The organism is Sulfitobacter sp. W002, assembly GCF_025142135.1.
Classification (GTDB): Bacteria; Pseudomonadota; Alphaproteobacteria; order Rhodobacterales; family Rhodobacteraceae; genus Sulfitobacter; species Sulfitobacter profundi.
On sequence record NZ_CP081126.1, the window covers coordinates 655,598 to 675,289 of the forward strand.

A 19,692-nucleotide genomic window follows, 5' to 3' on the forward strand; every position below is an offset into this window, starting at 1 on the left:
TCCATGACCCTTACTGCAAAAGACGCCAGCCGTCGCACCCGCGAAATCTGCGCACTCGCCCCGATCGTGCCCGTGTTGGTGATCGAAGACGTCGCACACGCCCGGCCCTTGGCCGAAGCACTGATCGCTGGAGGGCTGCCTGCGTTGGAAGTGACCCTGCGCACGCCTGCCGCACTCGACGCGATTGCGGCCATGGCCGAAGTCACGGGCGGCCATGTGGGGGCGGGCACGTTGATCACCCCCGAAGACGTGCGCGCGGCGAAACGGGCGGGAGCGACCTTTGGCGTCTCGCCCGGTGCCACCGACGCGCTGATCGCCGCCTGCGAGGAAGAAGACCTGCCGCTGCTGCCCGGTGCCGCCACGGCGAGCGAGGCGATGCGGCTGTTGGAACGTGGCTATGACATGCTGAAATTCTTCCCCGCCGAAGCGTCTGGCGGGGCGCCTGCGGTCAAAGCCATCGGCGCACCGCTGCCGCAGATCACCTTCTGCCCGACTGGCGGCGTCAGCCCGGGCAATGTGGAAAGCTACCTGAGCCTGCCCAATGTGCTTTGTGCGGGCGGCAGTTGGGTGGCCCCGAAGAAACTGATCGATGCAGGCGACTGGGCCGGGATCGAAGCGCTGGCCCGCGCGGCGGCGCAATCGGGAAAGGCAGGCTAATACCCTAAAGGCTGGTGGCAGTTTGGCTTTGGCGACGGCCATGGGAAGCCGGCTGCCAATAGCACCCTTGCTGGCTGGCCGAACTTATCTCTATATTGACTTTAGTTTACGCGCGCAGCGTTACGTCAAGGGAGGGTTAAGATGGGGCAGCAAAAAATCCGCAATATGGAGGAGTTTGCCGCTGTAAGTGGCATTTCCCGGCCCACGCTGTCGAAATACTTTAACGATCCCGACAGCGTGCGGCGCTCGACCCGCGAGAAGATTGAAGCGGCGCTGAGCCAGCATGACTATCGCCCCAACGTCTATGCGGTGAACCAAAACCGTCGCAAAACCCGCAACATCGGCGTTGTCGTGCCCAACCTCTCCGACCCGTTCTTTTCCGAGATTGGCCGCGAGGTGGAACTGGCCTGTCTGGCGGCGGGGTATAGTCCGATCTTGCTCAGCTCGCATGGCAACCCGGCGCAGGAGCGGGCCAATCTCGACTCGCTTCGAGCCCTGAAGCCTGCGGGCGTGCTTTTGGCGCCCTTCGGCAAAGCCTCGGACCGGGAAGCGATCGCGCGCTTTTGCCGGGATGTGCCCGTCGTGACCTTTGACGCCAATGTCGAAGGGGTCTGTGAGGCTTTCGTGGGTACCGACAATTTTCAAAGTGTGGAGTTGATTGTCGAATATCTGTGCCGCAGCGGGGATCCGCCCTGCTTTTTCGAAATGAAGACACCCAGCAACCCGAACACCAACAAGCGCCGCCAAGCCTATCTTGAGGCAATGGAGCGGCACGGCTTTGCCCCGCATATCCATCAGGTGCCGGGCGAGGGGTGGAACTTTGAAGAGATCGGCGCGACCGAGGGCGGGCGGCTGATTTCGGCAGGGGCGTTTGAGACGGATACGGTGCTCTGCTCGAATGACCGTCTGGCCATCGGGATGCTGTCAGCGGCCTATGAGTTGGGGCTGCGGGTGGGCCATGGCAAGGACTGCGCCATGCGGATCGCGGGGCAGGATGACCACCCGTTCTCGCGCTACACCTGCCCGCCGTTGACCACCATCGCGCAGGATTACGGCGCCATCGCGAATCGCGCGGCCAGCACTCTGTTCCGCATTATCGAAAGCGAAACCCGCCTGACCGAGCGCGAGGAGACGCTGTTTGACGGCAAATTGGTGATGCGCGCCTCGGCTTAAGCTATTGAGTTCGCAGGTTGCTCAGAAAATAGTTATCGCGCGTAAAATTTAATTTGACTGCGCGTTATGTAGACAGTTAGTCTCGTTCCATCATCTGTAGAGGGAGGAACTATTGATGTTCTCGAATAAATCATTGCACGCTGCGACGGCCCTGTCCCTGATCATGGGCGGCGGCGCTTTTGCTGAGACGATTACCATCGCCACCGTGAACAACGGCGACATGATCCGGATGCAAGGCTACACCGACAAATTCACCGAAGAGACCGGCCACGAAGTGGAGTGGGTCACGTTGGAAGAGAACGTGCTGCGCCAGCGCGTCACCACCGACATCTCGACCAAGGGAGGTTCTTTCGACATCATGACCATCGGCATGTATGAGACGCCGATCTGGGGCGCGAACGGCTGGCTGGTGCCGCTGGACGACCTCAGCGAAGAATACGACGCAGACGATATCCTGCCCGCCATGGCCGGTGGCCTGAGCCACGACGGCACGCTTTATGCGGCACCGTTCTACGGCGAAAGCTCCATGATCATGTACCGCACTGATCTGATGGAAAAAGCCGGCATGGAAATGCCGAAAGACCCGACATGGGAATTCATCCGCGAAGCCGCCGCCGCCATGACCGATCGTGAAAACGACATCAACGGCATCTGCCTGCGCGGCAAGGCCGGTTGGGGCGAGGGCGGCGCGCTGATCACGGCGATGTCCAACTCCTTTGGCGCACGCTGGTTTGATGAGGACTGGAACGCCCAGTTCGACACCGAGGCTTGGGCCAACACGATCAACTTCTATAAAAACCTGATGGATGAGAGCGGCCCGGCGGGCTATGCCTCCAACGGCTTCAACGAGAACCTTTCGCTCTTCCAGCAGGGCAAATGCGGCATGTGGATCGACGCCACCGTGGCGGCGTCCTTCGTGACCAACCCCGACGATTCCACCGTGGCCGACAAGGTTGGTTTTGCGCTGGCACCGGACACAGGTCTTGGCAAACGTTCCAACTGGCTCTGGGCATGGGCGCTGGCGATCCCGGCGGGCACTCAGAAAGAAGATGCCGCGAAAGAGTTCATCGAATGGGCCACCTCGAAAGACTACATTGAGCTGGTTGCCGAGAACGAAGGTTGGGCCAACGTTCCTCCCGGCGCGCGCAAGTCGCTCTATGAGAACCCCGAGTATCAGAAAGTGCCTTTCGCACAGATGACGCTCGACTCGATCCTTTCGGCTGATCCTGAGAACTCCACCGTCGATCCGACGCCTTACGTCGGTGTTCAGTTCGCCGCGATCCCAGAGTTTGCAGGCATCGCGACCGACGTGAGCCAAGAGTTCTCTGCCGCCTATGCCGGTCAGCAGACCGTCGAAGAGGCACTTGAGAAGGCACAGGACCTGACCAACGACGCAATGGAAGCTGCTGGCTACCGCTAAGCCGCCGCTTCTCCGGCACAAAGGGCGGCGGACACCGCCGCCCTTTTCCGCCCCACCACCTGATATGATACCCTTCACCTAAACGCGGCATCCGCCGCCAGCAGAGGAGATGTGCCCGATGGCTACCCAACATTCCCGATCAGCGGCACGCCTGATGATGGCCCCTGCGGTGGTCTTGCTCCTTGGATGGATGCTCATCCCGCTGACCATGACGCTCTATTTTTCCTTCAAGAAATACCTGCCGATGCGCGGCGGTGATCTGGGCTGGGTGGGGTTTGACAACTACGTGCGTTTCGTCACCTCGAGCGCCTTCTGGCCCTCGGTGATGACCACGCTGATTATCGTCGGCGGTGTGCTGGCGATCACGGTGGGCTTGGGCATCTTGCTCGCCATCCTTTTGAACCAGCCGATGTGGGGGCAGGGCTTTGTCCGCATCCTCGTCATCGCGCCCTTCTTTGTTATGCCCACTGTTTCGGCGCTGGTGTGGAAGAACATGTTCATGGACCCGAACTATGGTCTCTTCGCGCACCTGTGGGAGTTCTTCGGCGCGACCCCGGTGCAATGGATGAGCCAAGCCTCGCTGTCGTCGATCATTATCATCGTATCGTGGCAGTGGCTGCCCTTTGCGACGCTGATCCTTCTGACCGCGATCCAATCGCTCGACCGCGAACAGCTGGATGCCGCCGAGATGGACGGCGCGCCCGCCACCAAACGTTTCGCCTATATCACCCTGCCGCATCTGGGCCGCGCGATCACCGTGGTGATCCTGATCCAGACGATCTTCCTGCTGTCGATCTTTGCGGAGATTTTCGTGACCACGGGCGGTGCCTTTGGGACCAAAACACTGACCTATCTCATCTTCCAGCGGGTGCTGGAAAGCCAGAACATCGGCCTCGGATCGGCAGGCGGTGTCTATGCAATCATTCTCGCCAATATCGTTGCCATCTTCCTGATGCGCATCGTCGGCAAGAACCTGGACGCCTGAGGAGGAGACATCATGGCACGCGCAGTCACCAGACAACGCAAGATCGTCAACACGGCCCTCGCATGGGGCATCGGTTTCCTGATCTTCTTCCCCATCCTTTGGACCATCCTCACCAGCTTCAAGACCGAAGCACAGGCCATCGCCGATCCGCCGATCTTCCTCGGTTTTGATTGGACGCTGGCGAACTACGAGGCGGTTCTGGAGCGGTCCAACTACGGGCGCTTCTTGTGGAACTCGATCATCATCGCTGGGGGCTCGACCGTCCTTGGCATCCTGATCGCGGTGCCCGCCGCATGGTCGATGGCCTTTGTGCCCGGCAAGCGGACCAAGGATATCCTGCTCTGGATGCTCTCGACCAAGATGCTGCCCGCGGTGGGGGTGCTCTACCCGATCTACCTGCTCTGCATCCAGTTTGGCGTGCTCGACAGCAAGATCGCTCTGGTCATCATCTTGATGCTCATCAACCTGCCGATCATCGTCTGGATGCTTTACACCTACTTCCGCGAAATCCCCGGCGAGATCTTGGAAGCGGCACGGATGGATGGGGCAAGCCTGCGCGAAGAGGTGCTTTACGTCCTCACGCCCATGGCGATCCCCGGCATTGCCTCCACGTTGCTGCTGAACTTCATCCTCGCATGGAACGAAGCCTTCTGGACGCTCAACCTCACGGCGGCCAAAGCGGCACCGCTGACCGCCTTCATCGCGAGCTATTCCAGCCCCGAAGGCCTTTTCTACGCCAAGCTCAGCGCGGCCTCCACCATGGCCATCGCGCCAATCCTCATCCTCGGCTGGTTCAGCCAGAAACAACTCGTCAGCGGCCTGACTTTCGGCGCAGTCAAGTAAGCAAGGGACAGTCACATGGGACAAATTAAACTCAATCAGGTTTCCAAAAGCTTCGGCGATGTGGAAGTCATTCCGCCCCTTGATCTGACCATCGAAGATGGCGAGTTCACGGTCTTCGTCGGCCCCTCGGGCTGCGGGAAATCGACACTGCTGCGGCTGATCGCAGGGTTGGAGGATATCACCTCGGGCCATATCGACATCGACGGCACGGATGCGACCCATGTGCCGCCCGCGAAACGCGGTCTGGCGATGGTGTTCCAATCCTACGCGCTTTATCCGCATATGTCGGTGCGCAAAAACATCGCCTTTCCGATGAAGATGGCCGGGCTGCCCGTGGATGAGCAGAACCGCCGGATTGAAGCGGCTGCGAAGGCGCTGAACTTGACTGACTACCTTGATCGTCGTCCGGGCCAACTGTCGGGCGGTCAGCGCCAGCGGGTCGCCATCGGCCGTGCCATCGTGCGGGAGCCTTCGGCGTTCCTGTTCGATGAGCCGCTGTCGAACCTCGACGCCGCGCTGCGGGTGGGGATGCGTCTGGAAATCAGCGAGCTGCATAAGCGGCTGGCGACAACGATGATCTACGTAACCCACGATCAGGTCGAAGCGATGACCATGGCCGACAAAATCGTCGTCCTGCGCGCGGGCTATATCGAACAGGTCGGCACCCCGCTTGAGCTTTACTATAAGCCGCGCAACGAATTCGTCGCGGGTTTCATCGGCTCGCCCAAAATGAACCTCATCAAAGGGGCCGAAGCCGAAGCCCGCGGCGCGCCGACCATCGGCATCCGGCCCGAGCATTTTGACGTCTCCACCACCGAGGGCGCTTGGGAAGGCACCATCGGCGTGGCCGAGCATCTGGGCTCTGACACCTTCTTGCACATCCACGGTGTCGCGGGTTGTGACCCGATGACCGTGCGCGTGGATGGGGAGTTGTCGGTCAAACATGGCGACCGGATTTTCCTGACCCCGCAGGCGGACAAGCTGCACCGTTTCGATGCACAGGGCCTTCGGGTCGAGTGATGCAAGCGACAGGAATGACAGGCCGACGCCCGCACCCTCTCCCCGGTGCGCGGCCCTACAAGGATGTGGATCATGGATAAATTGGTAGACCTCTCAAACGCGACGCTTGGTGATCTCGACATCGCCCACCCCAGCTATGACCGCAGCGCCCTGACCCCCGGCATCGTGCATATCGGCGTGGGCAATTTCCACCGCGCGCATCAGGCGTGGTATCTGCACCGTTTGATGCAGAACGGCCAAGCGCATGACTGGGCGATCCTCGGCGCGGGCGTGCGCCCCTATGATGCGGCGATGCGCGAGAAGCTCTTGGCGCAGGACTGTCTGACGACGCTGATCGAACTCGACCCTGCGCAGACCTCGGCTGAGGTCGTGGGCTCCATGATCGACTACCTGCCGATCGAAGAAGGCAACGGTGCCTTGATCCGCGCCATGGCCGATCCGGCCATTCGCATCGTCGGGCTGACGGTCACGGAAAGCGGCTATTACATCGACCCCGTCAGCAAGGGCTTTGACGCGGCCCACGCCGATATCGTCTATGACGCGGCGAACCCTGACACCCCGCGCACCGCCTTTGGAGCCATCGTCGCGGCCCTGCGGCTGCGCCGCGATGCGGGGCGGGGGCCGTTTACGGGGCTGAGCTGTGACAACCTGCAAGGCAACGGCGATATCCTGCGCCAAGCGGTCGTGTCGCTGGCGCGCATGTCCGACCCGGCGCTGGCCGATTGGATCGAAGCGAACGGCAGTTTCCCCAACTCTATGGTCGATTGCATCGCCCCGGCCACCGGCCCCGCCGAGATCGCGCAGGCGCGGGAGTTTGGCGTGAACGATGCGGCACCCGTCACGCATGAAGCCTTTCGCCAATGGGTGATCGAAGACGACTTCTGCGCAGGCCGCCCCAATTGGGATCAGGTGGGGGCCACCTTCTCGGACGATGTGCATGCCTATGAAAAGATGAAGATCCGTATCCTGAATGCGGGCCATCAGGTTTTGGCGAACGTCGGTGAGGTGCTGGGGATCGAGACGATTTCGGCAACCATGGCGCATCCGGCGATCCGCGCGATGTTCCACCGCGTACAGGCCGAAGAGATCACCCAGACGGTCGCCCCGGTGCCCGGTACGACGCCGCTGGCCTATCTTGAGCTGATCGAACAGCGTTTCTCGAACCCGCGCATCGTCGACACCACCCGCCGCGTCGCATTTGATGGCTCTGCACGGCACACCGGTTTTGTCCTGCCGATCTTGCGGGATCAACTGGCGGCGGGGCGCTCAGTCTCTGGCTTGGCCTTGGTCGAAGCGCTCTGGGCGCGGATGTGTGCGGGCACGCGCGAAAACGGCACTGAGATCTTGGCGAATGATCCGATCTGGGATGATCTGCTCTCCGTGGCGCAGGCCGCGCGGGAACGGCCCGAAGCGTGGTTGGAGCAAGACCGTCTTTATGGCGATCTGGCGCAGGCCGAGGCGTTCCGCGACGCCTTTGTCGCTTGGCTCACGCTCATCTGGGACGAGGGTGCCGTCGCGGCGATGAATGCCTATACGCAGGACGGTCAAAGCAACGGTCGCGCCAGCAAAGCAGGCTAACGTTTAACCTTGGTCGGGTTTCAAAAACCCGACCAGCAGCGCCGACAGAGCCACCATGATCGCCGCGGCCCCCAGCATCAGGGGCAGCCCGCCGATCTGATAGCTCAGCCCCGACATCAATGTGCCCAACAGCCGCCCGGCGGCATTGGCCATGTAGTAAAACCCCACATCCATCGTGACACGCTCCGCCTTGGTGAAGGACAGAATGAGGTAGGAGTGCAGGGACGAATTCACCGCAAAGACCGCGCCAAAGGATAGCAGGCCGATGACCAGTGTAGCGGTGAGCCAGTCCTGCGGTCCGTCGCTGAGCAGCGCGGCGAGTGTCAGCGCTGCAGGCACGGCGGCCAATGCCCACGCCCAGCCCTTCGCGGCTGAGATCAGGTCTTCCGCCGGGCGGGATTTGGCGCGAAGCAGGCGTGGGGCGTAGATCTGCACCATGCCGTAGAGGATCACCCAGACCGCCATGAATGTGCCGATCATGAAGAAGGCCGCGCGGTTGCTTTCCTCCGTGCCGTCCGAGAGGACCGCGTAGAAATAGATGGGGATGCCCACCACGAACCACACATCCCGCGCGCCGAACAGAAACACCCGCGCTGCGCTGAGCCAATTCACATTGGGGGATTTGGAGAAGACTTCGGAGAACTTCGCGCCCTTGCGGCCCTTGGGCAGGCCGGGCGGCATGGCGGTCAGCACGGCGATCAGGATCAGCGCAAGGATCGCGGCCATGCCGAGCACCGCCCAGACAAAGCCGAGCGTGGCCAGCAAAGCGGCCCCCAGCAGGAAGCCCAAACCCTTGACCATGTTCTTGGAGCCGGTTAGCAGCGCCACCCAGCGAAACAGCCCGCCATCCTCAGCCGGGGCCAGCAGCTTCACGGCGGATTTCGATGACATCTTGGCCAAATCCTTGGCCACGCCGCTTGCACCCTGCACCAGCATGACGAACACCACCGAGGCACCGACTGCCCAAGACGGATCAAGCTGCGCCAGCGCCAGCAGCGCCACGATCTGCAAGCCCAGCCCCGCATAAAGCGTCGAGGCCAGCCCGAAACGCGCCGCGATCCAGCCCGCGCAGAGGTTGGTGACAACCCCCGCGATCTCATAAAGCACAAAGAGATAAGCCAGTTGCACGGGCGAAAAGCCAAGCCGGTGAAAGTGCAGCAGCACCAACATGCGCAACGCGCCATCGGTCAGCATAAAGGCCCAATAGGCTGCCGTGACCGCGATATAGGCCGAAAGCCCCTCGGGGCGGGTCGCGCTCTGGCTCACAGGCTTGCCCCGACCATCAGCGCCACATCGACCAGACGGTGCGCATAGCCCATCTCATTGTCGTACCACGCGTAGATTTTCACCTGCGTGCCATTCACCACCATGGTGGAGGGCGCGTCGATGATGCTTGAGCGCGTGTCGTTGGTATAATCGGCTGAGACGAGCGGGCGTTCCTCATAGCCTAGGATGTCTTTCAATTCCCCTTCGGCGGCGGCTTTGAACAGGGCGTTTACCTCTTCCACCGTCGTCTCACGCTCTACCTCAAAAACGCAATCGGTCAGCGAAGCGTTGAGCAGTGGCACCCGCACCGCGTGACCGTTCAAGCGGCCTTTGAGTTCGGGGTAGATCAGTGTGATCGCCGTGGCGCTGCCGGTGGTCGTCGGGATCAGCGAGTTCAGGGCCGAGCGCGCGCGGCGCAGGTCTTTGGCAGGGCGGTCGACGATGGTCTGCGTGTTGGTCACATCGTGGATCGTGGTGATGGAGCCGTGTTTGATCTTCATCGCCTCATGGATCACCTTCACCACTGGGGCGAGGCAGTTGGTCGTGCAGCTTGCCGCCGTGACGATTTTGTGCCGCGCGGGGTCATAGACGCCGTCGTTGACGCCATAGACGATATTGGCCGCATCTCCGTCTTTTACAGGGGCCGACACGACGACCTTTTTCACGCCGGCATCGAAATAGGGGGCCAGCTTGGCCTCGGTCTTGAAGACCCCGGTGCAGTCGATCACCACATCCACCCCGTCGAGCGGCAGCGCGCTGAGGTCGCGCGTGCCGATGAAGGGCAGGCGGGTGCCGTTGATGCTCACGCTGTCGGCGTCATGCGCGAAATCGGCCTGCCAGCGCCTGTGTACCGTGTCGAACTCCAGTAGATGCGCGTGCATCTCCGGGTCGCCTACGGCGTCGTTGATCCATGCGATCTCCGCCCCCTGATCCAGCAGCGGTTTCAGGGCAAGCTTGCCGATGCGGCCAAGGCCGTTGATGGCGTAGGTGGTCATGCGGGGGTTCCTCTCTGGTTGGTTTGGCCCGCGTCATCGAGCGCCTTTTGCAGCGAAATACGGTCGAGCGAGGTCAGCGGTAGGCTGGTAAAGCCCAACATCCGGTTGCGCAGCGTGCCATAGGCTTGTTGGAACGCGAGGCTCTTTTCCGCGTCGGAGCCTTCGACCTTGACCGGATCGGGTAGGCCCCAATGGGCGGTGATCGGCTGGCCGGGCCATGTGGGGCATTCTTCGTTAGCCGCTTGATTGCAAACGGTAAAAACGAAATCAAAGCCGGGCGCATCCTCGGTCTGAAACTCAGAGATATGTTTCGACCGCAGCTGCGCCACGTCATGGCCCTTTTGCTTGAGCACTTCGACGGCGAAGGGGTTCAATGCGGATTGTGGCCGCGTGCCTGCGGAGTAGACGTTGAAACGGTCCCCCGCGAGGTCGCGCAGGATGCTTTCGGCAAAGATCGACCGGGCGGAGTTGCCGGTGCAGATGAACAGGACATTGAACTTGTCGTCGGTCATGGGAGCGTTTCCATCTGAAGAGGTGAGGGGGAGGCAAATCTCTGGCCGTCCGCGGCAGCAGTCGTTCAGCAGGTAGCCGATGGTGTCTCGAGCCGCCGCAATATCGATCGCATAGCGCAGAGAGGTGCCTTGCCGTTCTTGGGTCACCAGCCCGGCCTGCATCAGCGCGCCGATATAGGTCGAGAGGGTGTTGGGCTTGAGGCCAAGCGCCTGCGCCAGTTCGGTCGCTGGCACCCGGTCCGGGTAGCGACGCATAAGCAGCCGAAAAAGCGCGAGACGCTGCGGATGGCCGAGTGTGGCGAGGCGATTGGGGATCAGTTGTTCCATAATTCGTGAATTACAGAATTAGATGTCAGATTGCCAGTGAAAATTTTGTAACAGCGCAATCTTGCAGGTGTATGAAAACGATGCTTGGCTTTGACGATTCACTCGCGACTATCAATTTTACTAGGTTTACAGGCGCACTTAGGCTCAATCAGTCAAGAACTGCCAGAAATTTAATCAAACTATAACAAATGCTTGAGGATCGAGCGCGGGAATCTTGTTATCGGAGTTTGCGGCTGCGCTGAATGATAGCCAAACAAGAGATGCGCGCTCAGGTTGACGCGATCTTTTGACAGGGCCTGCCATTTGGCTCTGTTCCGGCCCCTGCTTCGGGATGCTGCGCCCTTGTCCGCTGAGTTGGACGCTTTTGTTGTTGTAGGGGGCGCATAGGTTTTCGGGCAGGGGCCGCTTTATGCCCTGCACGGCCTTGAGCGTGGGGGCACGTTCCGATCTTTGGTCGGGCGGTCCTTTGCCTTGTCCCTTGGTCATAGGGGCAAAAATGCAACGCCTTTGCCTGTTTCCCTCATTCCGGGAAATCATTCACGGCGGTGATGTTCCCTCAGGGGTTGAGGCGTTCTATCAAGGTGCTCAGTTTTTAACCAAATGAGCTTTTGAACGCCGCCCTATGGTGACCCCGCTTTCCGACCGCTACCTCCTCCTGAAAGAGCAACGACCAGACATCCAACCGACCGAGATGTTGCAGGTTTTGGCGCAGGAGATGGGGCTGAACAACCTGTCCTATCTGGGGTTTCACAAAACCAACCCCGGCAACAGCGATCCGGTCATTCACACAACCTATGACCCCGCTTGGCTGACGCGCTACCAAGAGGAAAACTATCATCTGATTGACCCGGTGGTCGACCAACCCCTTGAGGGCACCTTGCCCGTAGATTGGAGCGAATTGCCCAAGGTCGACCGAACCGCCCGCAATTTTTTCGGGGAGGCGATGGAGTTTGGCGTGCGTCAAAACGGTGTGTCGATCCCCATTCGGGACCATTTGCACGGAAAGGCGGTGCTGACGCTGAACTCTGACCTGCGCATCCATGAATGGCGCAAATACAAGCGCGGCATCATCGCCGATGCGATCTATCTGGGCTGTTTGATCCAAAGCGACATCGTGGCGAATATCGCCAGCGCCCCGCCGGGGCCGCGGTTAAGCACCCGCGAGAAGGAAGTGCTAAAATGGGCCGCCGTGGGCAAAACCGCTTGGGAGACGGGGCAGATCATGACGGTGGCGGCCAGCACGGTGAACCACCACCTCTATAATGCCTGCGCAAAGCTCCAGGTGACCAACAAAACCCATGCGGTGGCCAAGGCAATTCGGGCGCAAATCATCACGATCTGACCGACCGCGCGGGCAGGGCTTGGCGGTGGCTTCGCCACGCGGTAAGCCGCCGCGAAGTATAGGAGAACGACATGGAACTGTGCGACAAACGTATTTTGGTTACCGGCGGCAGCGACGGGATCGGGCGGCACATCTGCCTGAAACTGGCAGAGACAGGGGCGCGGCTGGCCATTCTGGGCCGCGATGAGACGCGGTTGCAAGCGGTGGCGGAGGCCTGCACAGCCGCAGGCGCGGCCGAGGCCGTAGGGCTGACCTGCGATCTGCAAGACCCATCGGCGATCGACCATGCCGCGGCGCAGGTGTTGGCGCGTTTTGGCGGGCTCGATATCCTGATCAACAACGCCGGGATTTGGCACAAGGCCGGGCCGCTCGACACAATCGCGCCGGAGATGCTGCAGGCGACGGTGCAGACTAATCTGACCGGTCTGATGCAGATGACACAGGCAACGCTGCCCGCGCTGCGCGACAATGAGGAGGCGATCATCCTTAATGTCGTGTCAAAATCCGGTGTCGTGGCGCAGGCGGGGCAGTCGGTTTATACGGCCACGAAATACGGCGTGCGCGGCTTTACCGAGGTGCTGAAGGCGGATGAGGATAACTCCGGCGTGCGGATTGGCGGGCTGTATCAGTCGGGCACCAATACCGGCATGTTCGCCAAGGCCGGAGAGGACGTGCCGAACCACATTTTCACCGAACCGGATGATCTGGCCGATGTGGTGGTCTTTGTCCTGTCGCGTCCGCCGAAACTGTGGATCCACGACATCCGCATCGAACTTTAACCGCGAAGGGCGCGCTTAGTCGGTGCTTTGCAGCGCGCCTTGGGCCGCTTGCGGGGCGGGCTCTGCCTCGGCCCCGATGCCGAATTCGACATGGAAGGTCGATCCGACACCGGCCTCGCTTTCGTAAAACAGATCACCCGCCATCTGCCGCGCCAGTTGGCGGGAGATATGCAGGCCAAGGCCAGAGCCTTGGGTTGATTTCTGACCGTCGTCGTCAAGCTGTCCGAAGCGGCCAAAGACCCGTTCCTCCATCCCCTCAGGGATGCCGCGCCCATGATCGCGGATAGAGATCCGCACCCGGCCTTGGTGCGCCGTCAGCCTGCCCTCCACGGTGTCGCCCACGTTGGAGAATTTCACCGCGTTCGAGATCAGATTGTCGACCACCTGCCGGATCGCAAAGGCATCACCCAAGACCACGGCAGGCTGCGTGATTTTGCCGATATCCAGCCTGATGCCGCGCTCATGCGCGTACATGCGGTTTTCCTCGATGCTTTCGCGCAGCAGGGCGGACAGGTCGACGGGCAGCCACTCAAGCGCCAGCGCCTGTACCTCAAGCTTTTGCACCAGCAGGATATTATCAACCAGACGGGACAGGCGGACCCCGTTGCGATGGGCAATGTCGAGCGAGGACCGCAGCGGGCCTTTGATCTCGCCCAGTTTGCCGCTGAGCGCCAATGCCAGGCCGCCCTTCAGTGAGGTCAGTGGCGTGCGCAACTCATGGCTCACGACCGAGATGAATTCGTCCTTGGCCCGGTTGGCCTCATCGGCCTCTTTCAGCGCTTGTTCAAGGGCCGTTGTGGTTGCGATCCGGTCGGTGACATCGACGAAGGTGACGCTCCAGCCGATGGCGGGGCCGGCGGGGAAGAGCGGGTTTTCGATGGGGTGAATGCGCGGCTCATAGAGGCGTTCATCGCAGGTGATATGGGCGGAGGCGGTCTGCGCCGTTTGCGCCTTTATCCCCGCGATCAGATCATTGCCCAACGTCGGATCCGTCAAAAGCCCGCTGCGCTTGGCTGCGGCGTTCGAGCGAATGACGTGCCGCCGGGCGTCCAATAGGATGAGTGGTTCGCTCATCGTGTCAAACATGGTCGATTGCCCGACAGAGGGCATGTCCATCGTTTTGTTGGTCACCAGCAGCCATGAAAAGGCAAAGATGCCCAAGGTGAACATGAAGGCCGTCGGATCAAGGCCAAGGACCGTGAAGCCGAACAGCGCATAGGCCGCGTTCGCACCCAGTGGGATCAGGGTGATCACCACCAGCATCGTCAGCAGCGGCCAAGCGGCTCGTTTCGCCCGCAAGAATGCGCGCCCCAGCCAGATAAGCGTCGCCATTACAAAGCAATAGAGCACCGCAAGGACAAGGAAATATCCCGCGCCATGTTCAAAGGTGATCTGATCCTCGCCGGGCTGGATCGCGGTCTCGGCGGTATAGATCAGGTGGTGCCAGTCGTTCGTCGCGGCGAGGACAAAGGCCGCCATCGGCACGGCGATCAGAGCGAAAAGGCTCGCCCGGCCACGCGCATGGCTTGAGGGGCCGACATACTCGAAGATAAAGAAGGACCAGGCGACCGGGACCAGCCCATGCCCCAGCCACGCCAGTTGCGCCTGTTGCATCTGGCAGGCGTAACCGGGCGTTGTGGCTTCGGCTCCGACCATCATCAGGGTCCAGATCATCCCGACAAAGGTTAGCGCATAGTAAACCTTGCCATGAAACTCTTGAAACTTGAGCGTCCATAGGGCGACAGCCGCAGCGATCACGCTGACGGCAAGCACGGCCCAATAGACCGGGTCAAGCATTAGCCCCTGAAAACACGTTAGCATGGCGGAGTTACCTATGAACCAAATTGAATATGCGCAGATCAGCATTGGAATGCGGCGCAAGTTTGGCGCTCTAGTGGCGTATTAAGGCAGGGCGGCGCAACCCTTGGATGTGAAGGGCGTCATTTAGTACCGTCTCTTTCACCCGCTGGGCGGTGCGATTGCATCTCTCAACAGGGGCGAAGGGGCGTTCAGAGTGGGCTACGCGGTAGGGCAAGCGCGTAGTGGCGGGCCGCAGAAACCGGGACATGAGCCCACGGGAGCGCTTCCCCCGCTGTCCGACACCTACCGCGGTTTCACTATACGAAATTACCGCCAAAAAGAACCCACTCGAACACGGTTTCGACGCATTCCTCGCGCAACACTGGCTGCATTATCTTGAGGTTTAAAAAATGCTTACAGTGGCTCATTCCATGCACTCTGACCACGATATGACGTTGGTCTTGCTTGCCGCGCTTTTGTGCGCATTCGGCAGCTGGGTGATCGCAAATCTCTACCGACACGGGCTCAAGCAGACACCGCGTCAGGCGTTGTTGTGGTATTTTCTGACCGCAGTGACCTCTGGCATCGCCATTTGGTGCACGCATTTCATCGCCATGTTGGCCTATCAGCCCGATGCGCCGGTAAGCTTCGACTTCGGCCTTACCTTCGCCTCGTTGGTGATCGCGATTACCGGGTCTACGGTTGGCATTCTCATTGCGGGGATGTTTCGCAAACGGGTCACGACCGTGATCGGCGGGGTGATCTTGGGGCTGTCGATCTCGGCCATGCATTACACCGGGATGGTCGCCTATCGGATCGAGGGGATCATTCACTGGGATAAGAGCTATCTTGTCGCCTCGGTGCTGCTGGCCATGGTGCTGTCGACCGTGGCTTTGTTCTTTGGCGCGCAGGGCGATAAATACGCCCGGTCGAAAATGACGGCGAGCTTTGCCTTGGCGATCGTCGGTCTGCACTTTACCGGGATGGCTGCTTTTCATGTGACACCGACAACCTTGATCGGTGGCCATAGCAACCCTGATGAGTACAGACTGCTGGCGCTGGTTATCGCAGGGACGGCTGCGATGATCGTGATGGGCGGGCTGTTCACCTATTTCATCGAAAACCGCACGCGGTTGGAGAACATCGTCGAGTTGCGCCAAGCCCGGGATGAGGCCCGCGATGCCAGCCGCGCCAAGTCAGAGTTCATGAGCGTTCTGAGCCACGAGTTGCGCACGCCGCTAACGATCATCAACGGCTACGCCAGCTTTTTGACGAGCCTCAAAGGCCATACCATCGCCAAGCTGAAACCGAACGAGCAGATCTCGAAGGTGCATTTTGAAGAACTGGGCGACCAGACAGAGCGTTACGGCGGCCGTATCAAATCTGCGGGCGACCATTTGCTGACCATCATTAATGAACTCCTCGACTATACCAGTATCGAGCTTAACTCGATCAAGCTTAACAAAACCTCTTTTCAGGCTGGCGAACTGCTGGCCGAGTTGGAGGAGCAATTTCAGGGGCTGGCCAGGGAAAAACAGGCGGTGCTGGAGATCGAATGTGATGACTTCGACGTTTTCGCCGACCGCGGGCGCTGCAAACAGATCCTGATCAACCTTTTAGGTAACGCGCTGAAGTTTTCATCAGCCTCCAGCATTCACATGCGGGCCACGAGGGTCGGCGATACCTGCCGGCTTGAGGTCGAAGACAACGGCTGCGGGATGCCGGAAGAGGATTTGCAGCGGATCTTCCAAGCCTTCATTCAAGCGGAAACGGCTGCCAAAAGCGCCGATGGCGGCACGGGGCTTGGCCTTGCGATCAGCAAGAAGCTCGCCGCGGCGCATGAGGGAGACATTCAAGTAGAAAGTGCTGTCGGCGTCGGGACGAAATTCACCGTGGCTCTGCCGGATTGCGCTTCGGAGATTAGAGCGGAGAATGCGCTCGCCGCGGCGTAACGGGGGCTGTGGCGGGGCAGGCGCGAATTTTGGCGCGCGCTACGGTTTGAATGGCATCGTCGACCGCCTCAATCGCTGAGTGGCAGCGCCTTCCGTTTGGCGGGGCTGTGGAAACCGAGCGCAAGTTTTCCTCTGCGCGACTTTCCCCGCGCATATGTCGCCCCCATATTTCTGAAAATGCGTGCGATCCCCCAGGTCTGCGCAGTTGGTGCAACTTAACTTATATTAGTACCTCTTTGCTTTTATGTTCTAAATTAAAGGGCTACGATCAATAGTGAAGATGGTAAGTACCGGGGGAACGGGCCTATGGGCGGTGGTGAATCGGCGAATGCGCGCGTGCCGAGATCTGCAATTTTTGCAGCGTCCCCCCATGGCTATCTTGTTTTAGATACTAATTTTTTGATCATCGACGTGAATGACCGGTATCTTTGCATCACCGGGTCAAAAGCCGATGATCTCATTGGGAAATTGCTGTTCGATGCATTTCCGGATGATCCTTCTGACGCTACGGCGGATGGCACCAACAATCTGCGCAAGTCGCTTGAGATTGTCGCCGCCACTGGCAAGCCGCATCGGATGGCCGTTCAGAAATACAATATCCCCATTCGCGACAGCGTCGACGGGGCCTTTGAAGAGAAGTATTGGCAGCCGTTCAACGCGCCTGTTTTCCAAGACGGCCAGCTGATCGCGCTTATTCATCATGTCGAAGATGTCACCTCGGAATTCATTGGTCGCCGCGACCAAGCGATAAGGCTCAATCTGGCAAAACAGGTGTCGGGTGTCGGCTATGGGGAGCTGGACCTTCAGACTGGCACTGCGAATGTATCGCATGAGTTGGCCGATCTTTTCGGCTATCCCGATACCGAGGGAACCTTCCCGATCACCAAGCTTTTTGAGCGTATCCATCCCGATGATCTGGAGCATGTGAAGAAGAGCCTAGAAGGGGTCACGGCCAGTGATGCAACGGTAAACGCGGACTATCGGATCGTCCTGCCCCGAGGGGATATTCGATGGCTGAACACACGCGGCGAAGTGCTTTTTGAGCATGGCAAACCCGCGCGGTTCATCGGTGCGTCCCTCGATCTGACCCATTCCAAAAAGCGCGAAGAGGTCTTGCAGAAAACACTGACCGAGAGGGACAAACTTCTTGAGCAGAAAGAAACGCTGCTGGGGGATGTAAATCACCGGATCAAGAACAGCCTCCATCTGGTGTCGAGTATCCTGCGCCTTGAAGCCGCATCGGTGGAAGACGACCATGTCAAACACAGCCTGCAGCAGGCCTCTTTGCGGGTGCATGCCGTAAGCTCAGTTCATGAACTTATCTATAAATCTCAGAATGTTACACATGTGGATGTCGGTGAATATATCCCGCAACTCGTCGACTTTCTTTCAGCCAGCACAGAGACCGACAGCAGGCGGATTGAGAATGTTGTCTACGCGCAGGCGGTCGTTCTTCCGACGGATCTGGCGATCAACCTTGCGCTGCTGATCAATGAGCTTGTGACCAACGCACATAAACATGCCTTTGTTGAGCGGGAACAGGGTCGGGTAGATGTTCGTTTGCATCAAGAGGGAACCCTTTTGACCTTGACGGTATCGGACGATGGGATCGGTAGCGCGAAAGGTCTAGAGAGGGTCGGTCTCGGTTCGAAGATCGTGGCAGGCATTGTTAGCCAGCTTGGGGCGACGATGGAGAAGAGGGCAACAGAGCATGGTTATTGCGTCGAGATTGAGATCCCCATGCCTGCCGGGTAATGCCCGGTGAATATTCTGATCGTCGAAGATGAATTTCTGATTGCCTTGGACCTTCAGATGCAGCTCGAACAGCTTCAGCATTCCGTTCTTGGCCCGGTCAAGGATTTCGCGGCCTGCCGGGAGGTGGTGACGCAGTCCCGCCCGGACTTGGCGTTCATGGACCTTCGCCTAGCGAATGGAGAATCCGGCGAGGACCTCGCGCAGTGGTTGCTGAGCGAACACAATATCCGCTGCATCTTCATGAGCGGCAACCTGGACGAACCGACCCAGACACGGCTGAGAGGGCTTGAACCGATTGCCATGCTCGGCAAACCCACTTTTCCGCATCTGATCGCAGCAGCGATTGACGATTTCGCGCGCGGGTAGGCGGGCGCAAGTAGGCGTGGCGGAAATTGGCGCTCCCTGAAGGATTCGAACCCTCGACCTGCCGATTAGAAGTCGGCTGCTCTATCCAGCTGAGCTAAGGGAGCACTCGGCCGCTTATAGGGGCAAGCCTTGCCCTGCATCAAGAGGAACCCGACGCGGGCCGGGTGGGTTGAGCCGTCATCGACATATTACCCAACGGAGGAAGCCATGTATCTGCGCAATATCCTACTCGGGGCCGCTTTGGCCACAACGGGCGCCGTCGCGGCGCAGGCCGAAGGCCATATGCAAACGGCAGCATCCGCTCAGGTGGCGGGCAGTTCGGACGATATTTCGGGCAATGTTACCCTAAACACGACCGCCTCGGGCCGGACCTTGGTCAAGATCGACGTGACAGGCGTGCCCGCGGGCACCCATGGCGTGCACTTGCATGAAACCGGCGATTGTTCCGCAGATGATTTCAAATCTGCTGGGGGTCATATCGCGGGGGACCACAAGCATGGTGTGCTCGTCGAAGGAGGGCCGCATCCCGGTGACATGCCCAATATGGTAGTGGGGGAAGATGGCGTGCTTCAGGCCGAAGTCTTTCTTGATCTGCTCGATATCGAGACCATGATCCAAGATGACGACGGCGCGGCTTTCATTATTCACAGCGGTGCGGACGACTACGAATCGCAGCCCTCCGGCGATGCGGGCTCGCGCATTGCCTGCGGGGCCTTTGAGGCTTCGTAACGGGATCTGAGACTTGGGCACCCCGGTCTCGTTTATTCGGGGTTGGGGTGTCGAATCGGCGCTGTGCCGCTGATCCGCGCGGGCGGGCATGAAGCGGACGGCATGCCCATATGATGCAGGAAAGTACCGGACTCTCGCACTCGGACTGCCGCGCCGCGGCGGGCGTAGGTCGAGGGACCATCGCTCATGCGAG

17 protein-coding genes and 1 tRNA gene are annotated in these 19,692 nt (G+C 59.9%); 13 read left to right on the plus strand and 5 right to left on the minus strand.

The window, feature by feature from the left end:
• Positions 1-3 precede the first annotated feature (3 nt).
• The 7 genes from eda to K3758_RS03275 all read left to right on the plus strand — a co-directional run bounded on the left by eda (position 4) and on the right by K3758_RS03275 (position 7,676).
• Positions 4-657, plus strand: a complete 654-nt coding sequence (gene eda, locus K3758_RS03245) for a bifunctional 4-hydroxy-2-oxoglutarate aldolase/2-dehydro-3-deoxy-phosphogluconate aldolase (protein WP_259947578.1) — start codon at positions 4-6, stop codon at positions 655-657.
• Positions 658-798: 141 nt separating this feature from the next.
• Positions 799-1,830, plus strand: a complete 1,032-nt coding sequence (locus tag K3758_RS03250; protein ID WP_259947580.1) for a LacI family DNA-binding transcriptional regulator — start codon at positions 799-801, stop codon at positions 1,828-1,830.
• A gap of 115 nt (positions 1,831-1,945) precedes the next feature.
• Positions 1,946-3,250 (plus strand): sugar ABC transporter substrate-binding protein, encoded by a 1,305-nt coding sequence (locus K3758_RS03255; RefSeq protein ID WP_259947582.1) that lies wholly within the window; start codon positions 1,946-1,948, stop codon positions 3,248-3,250.
• Positions 3,251-3,368: 118 nt separating this feature from the next.
• Entirely contained in the window at positions 3,369-4,235 is an 867-nt protein-coding gene (locus K3758_RS03260) for a carbohydrate ABC transporter permease (protein WP_259947585.1), read from the plus strand.
• A 12-nt stretch (positions 4,236-4,247) separates the two neighbouring features.
• Positions 4,248-5,078: a carbohydrate ABC transporter permease gene (locus K3758_RS03265; protein ID WP_067625898.1), complete on the plus strand. Its 831-nt coding sequence runs from the start codon at positions 4,248-4,250 to the stop codon at positions 5,076-5,078.
• A gap of 15 nt (positions 5,079-5,093) precedes the next feature.
• On the plus strand, positions 5,094-6,098 hold the full coding sequence (locus tag K3758_RS03270; protein WP_067625895.1) for an ABC transporter ATP-binding protein: 1,005 nt from the start codon (positions 5,094-5,096) through the stop codon (positions 6,096-6,098).
• A gap of 72 nt (positions 6,099-6,170) precedes the next feature.
• A complete protein-coding gene (locus K3758_RS03275; RefSeq protein WP_259947591.1) occupies positions 6,171-7,676 on the plus strand; it encodes a mannitol dehydrogenase family protein in 1,506 nt (501 codons plus the stop codon).
• Between the two features lie 3 nt (positions 7,677-7,679).
• On the opposite strand, the gene arsJ is transcribed toward K3758_RS03275, so the two are convergent.
• Genes arsJ through K3758_RS03290 form a run of 3 tightly spaced genes read right to left on the minus strand, consistent with a single transcriptional unit; the run spans position 7,680 to position 10,776 of the window.
• Positions 7,680-8,942: an organoarsenical effux MFS transporter ArsJ gene (arsJ, locus tag K3758_RS03280; RefSeq protein ID WP_259947592.1), complete on the minus strand. Its 1,263-nt coding sequence runs from the start codon at positions 8,940-8,942 to the stop codon at positions 7,680-7,682.
• A complete protein-coding gene (locus K3758_RS03285) occupies positions 8,939-9,937 on the minus strand; it encodes an ArsJ-associated glyceraldehyde-3-phosphate dehydrogenase (RefSeq protein WP_259947594.1) in 999 nt (332 codons plus the stop codon). Before K3758_RS03285 ends, arsJ begins: the two co-directional genes overlap by 4 nt.
• A complete protein-coding gene (locus K3758_RS03290; RefSeq protein WP_259947596.1) occupies positions 9,934-10,776 on the minus strand; it encodes a helix-turn-helix domain-containing protein in 843 nt (280 codons plus the stop codon). The genes K3758_RS03285 and K3758_RS03290 overlap by 4 nt, the downstream gene beginning before the upstream one ends.
• 622 nt (positions 10,777-11,398) lie before the next feature.
• On the opposite strand from K3758_RS03290, the gene K3758_RS03295 reads away from it, so the two are divergent.
• Together K3758_RS03295 and K3758_RS03300 are read left to right on the plus strand one after the other, a co-directional pair.
• On the plus strand, positions 11,399-12,118 hold the full coding sequence (locus K3758_RS03295; protein WP_259947599.1) for a LuxR family transcriptional regulator: 720 nt from the start codon (positions 11,399-11,401) through the stop codon (positions 12,116-12,118).
• Between the two features lie 71 nt (positions 12,119-12,189).
• Positions 12,190-12,897, plus strand: coding sequence for an SDR family oxidoreductase (locus K3758_RS03300; RefSeq protein ID WP_259947601.1), 708 nt, complete (start codon positions 12,190-12,192; stop codon positions 12,895-12,897).
• Positions 12,898-12,912: 15 nt separating this feature from the next.
• Here the strand turns inward: K3758_RS03300 and K3758_RS03305 are convergent, their stop codons facing one another.
• Complete coding sequence (locus tag K3758_RS03305; protein ID WP_259947604.1) at positions 12,913-14,718, minus strand: histidine kinase N-terminal 7TM domain-containing protein; 1,806 nt, start codon at positions 14,716-14,718, stop codon at positions 12,913-12,915.
• 410 nt (positions 14,719-15,128) lie between these two features.
• Between K3758_RS03305 and K3758_RS03310 the strand changes: the two genes are divergently transcribed.
• The 3 genes from K3758_RS03310 to K3758_RS03320 all read left to right on the plus strand — a co-directional run bounded on the left by K3758_RS03310 (position 15,129) and on the right by K3758_RS03320 (position 18,770).
• The gene (locus K3758_RS03310) at positions 15,129-16,649 is read left to right on the plus strand and encodes an MHYT domain-containing protein (protein ID WP_259947605.1); all 1,521 of its coding nucleotides are present in this window, start codon (positions 15,129-15,131) and stop codon (positions 16,647-16,649) included.
• A 306-nt stretch (positions 16,650-16,955) separates the two neighbouring features.
• The gene (locus tag K3758_RS03315) at positions 16,956-18,404 is read left to right on the plus strand and encodes a histidine kinase dimerization/phosphoacceptor domain -containing protein (RefSeq protein ID WP_259947608.1); all 1,449 of its coding nucleotides are present in this window, start codon (positions 16,956-16,958) and stop codon (positions 18,402-18,404) included.
• A 6-nt stretch (positions 18,405-18,410) separates the two neighbouring features.
• Positions 18,411-18,770: a response regulator gene (locus K3758_RS03320; RefSeq protein WP_259947610.1), complete on the plus strand. Its 360-nt coding sequence runs from the start codon at positions 18,411-18,413 to the stop codon at positions 18,768-18,770.
• Positions 18,771-18,797: 27 nt separating this feature from the next.
• On the opposite strand, the gene K3758_RS03325 is transcribed toward K3758_RS03320, so the two are convergent.
• Positions 18,798-18,874, minus strand: a tRNA-Arg gene (locus K3758_RS03325).
• Positions 18,875-18,977: 103 nt separating this feature from the next.
• Between K3758_RS03325 and K3758_RS03330 the strand changes: the two genes are divergently transcribed.
• Positions 18,978-19,499, plus strand: a complete 522-nt coding sequence (locus K3758_RS03330) for a superoxide dismutase family protein (protein ID WP_259947612.1) — start codon at positions 18,978-18,980, stop codon at positions 19,497-19,499.
• Positions 19,500-19,692: the final 193 nt, after the last annotated feature.

Bases quoted from the DNA above. Each gene is read 5' to 3' on its own strand.
- K3758_RS03285 (WP_259947594.1), bottom strand. From the start codon at position 9,937: ATGACCACCTACGCCATCAACGGCCTTGGCCGCATCGGCAAGCTTGCC.
- K3758_RS03305 (WP_259947604.1), bottom strand. From the start codon at position 14,718: ATGCTAACGTGTTTTCAGGGGCTAATGCTTGACCCGGTCTATTGGGCC.
- eda (WP_259947578.1), top strand. From the start codon at position 4: ATGACCCTTACTGCAAAAGACGCCAGCCGTCGCACCCGCGAAATCTGC.
- K3758_RS03315 (WP_259947608.1), top strand. From the start codon at position 16,956: ATGGGCGGTGGTGAATCGGCGAATGCGCGCGTGCCGAGATCTGCAATT.
- K3758_RS03290 (WP_259947596.1), bottom strand. From the start codon at position 10,776: ATGGAACAACTGATCCCCAATCGCCTCGCCACACTCGGCCATCCGCAG.
- K3758_RS03250 (WP_259947580.1), top strand. From the start codon at position 799: ATGGGGCAGCAAAAAATCCGCAATATGGAGGAGTTTGCCGCTGTAAGT.
- K3758_RS03255 (WP_259947582.1), top strand. From the start codon at position 1,946: ATGTTCTCGAATAAATCATTGCACGCTGCGACGGCCCTGTCCCTGATC.
- K3758_RS03300 (WP_259947601.1), top strand. From the start codon at position 12,190: ATGGAACTGTGCGACAAACGTATTTTGGTTACCGGCGGCAGCGACGGG.
- K3758_RS03275 (WP_259947591.1), top strand. From the start codon at position 6,171: ATGGATAAATTGGTAGACCTCTCAAACGCGACGCTTGGTGATCTCGAC.
- K3758_RS03270 (WP_067625895.1), top strand. From the start codon at position 5,094: ATGGGACAAATTAAACTCAATCAGGTTTCCAAAAGCTTCGGCGATGTG.
- K3758_RS03260 (WP_259947585.1), top strand. From the start codon at position 3,369: ATGGCTACCCAACATTCCCGATCAGCGGCACGCCTGATGATGGCCCCT.
- K3758_RS03265 (WP_067625898.1), top strand. From the start codon at position 4,248: ATGGCACGCGCAGTCACCAGACAACGCAAGATCGTCAACACGGCCCTC.
- K3758_RS03330 (WP_259947612.1), top strand. From the start codon at position 18,978: ATGTATCTGCGCAATATCCTACTCGGGGCCGCTTTGGCCACAACGGGC.
- K3758_RS03310 (WP_259947605.1), top strand. From the start codon at position 15,129: ATGCACTCTGACCACGATATGACGTTGGTCTTGCTTGCCGCGCTTTTG.
- K3758_RS03295 (WP_259947599.1), top strand. From the start codon at position 11,399: ATGGTGACCCCGCTTTCCGACCGCTACCTCCTCCTGAAAGAGCAACGA.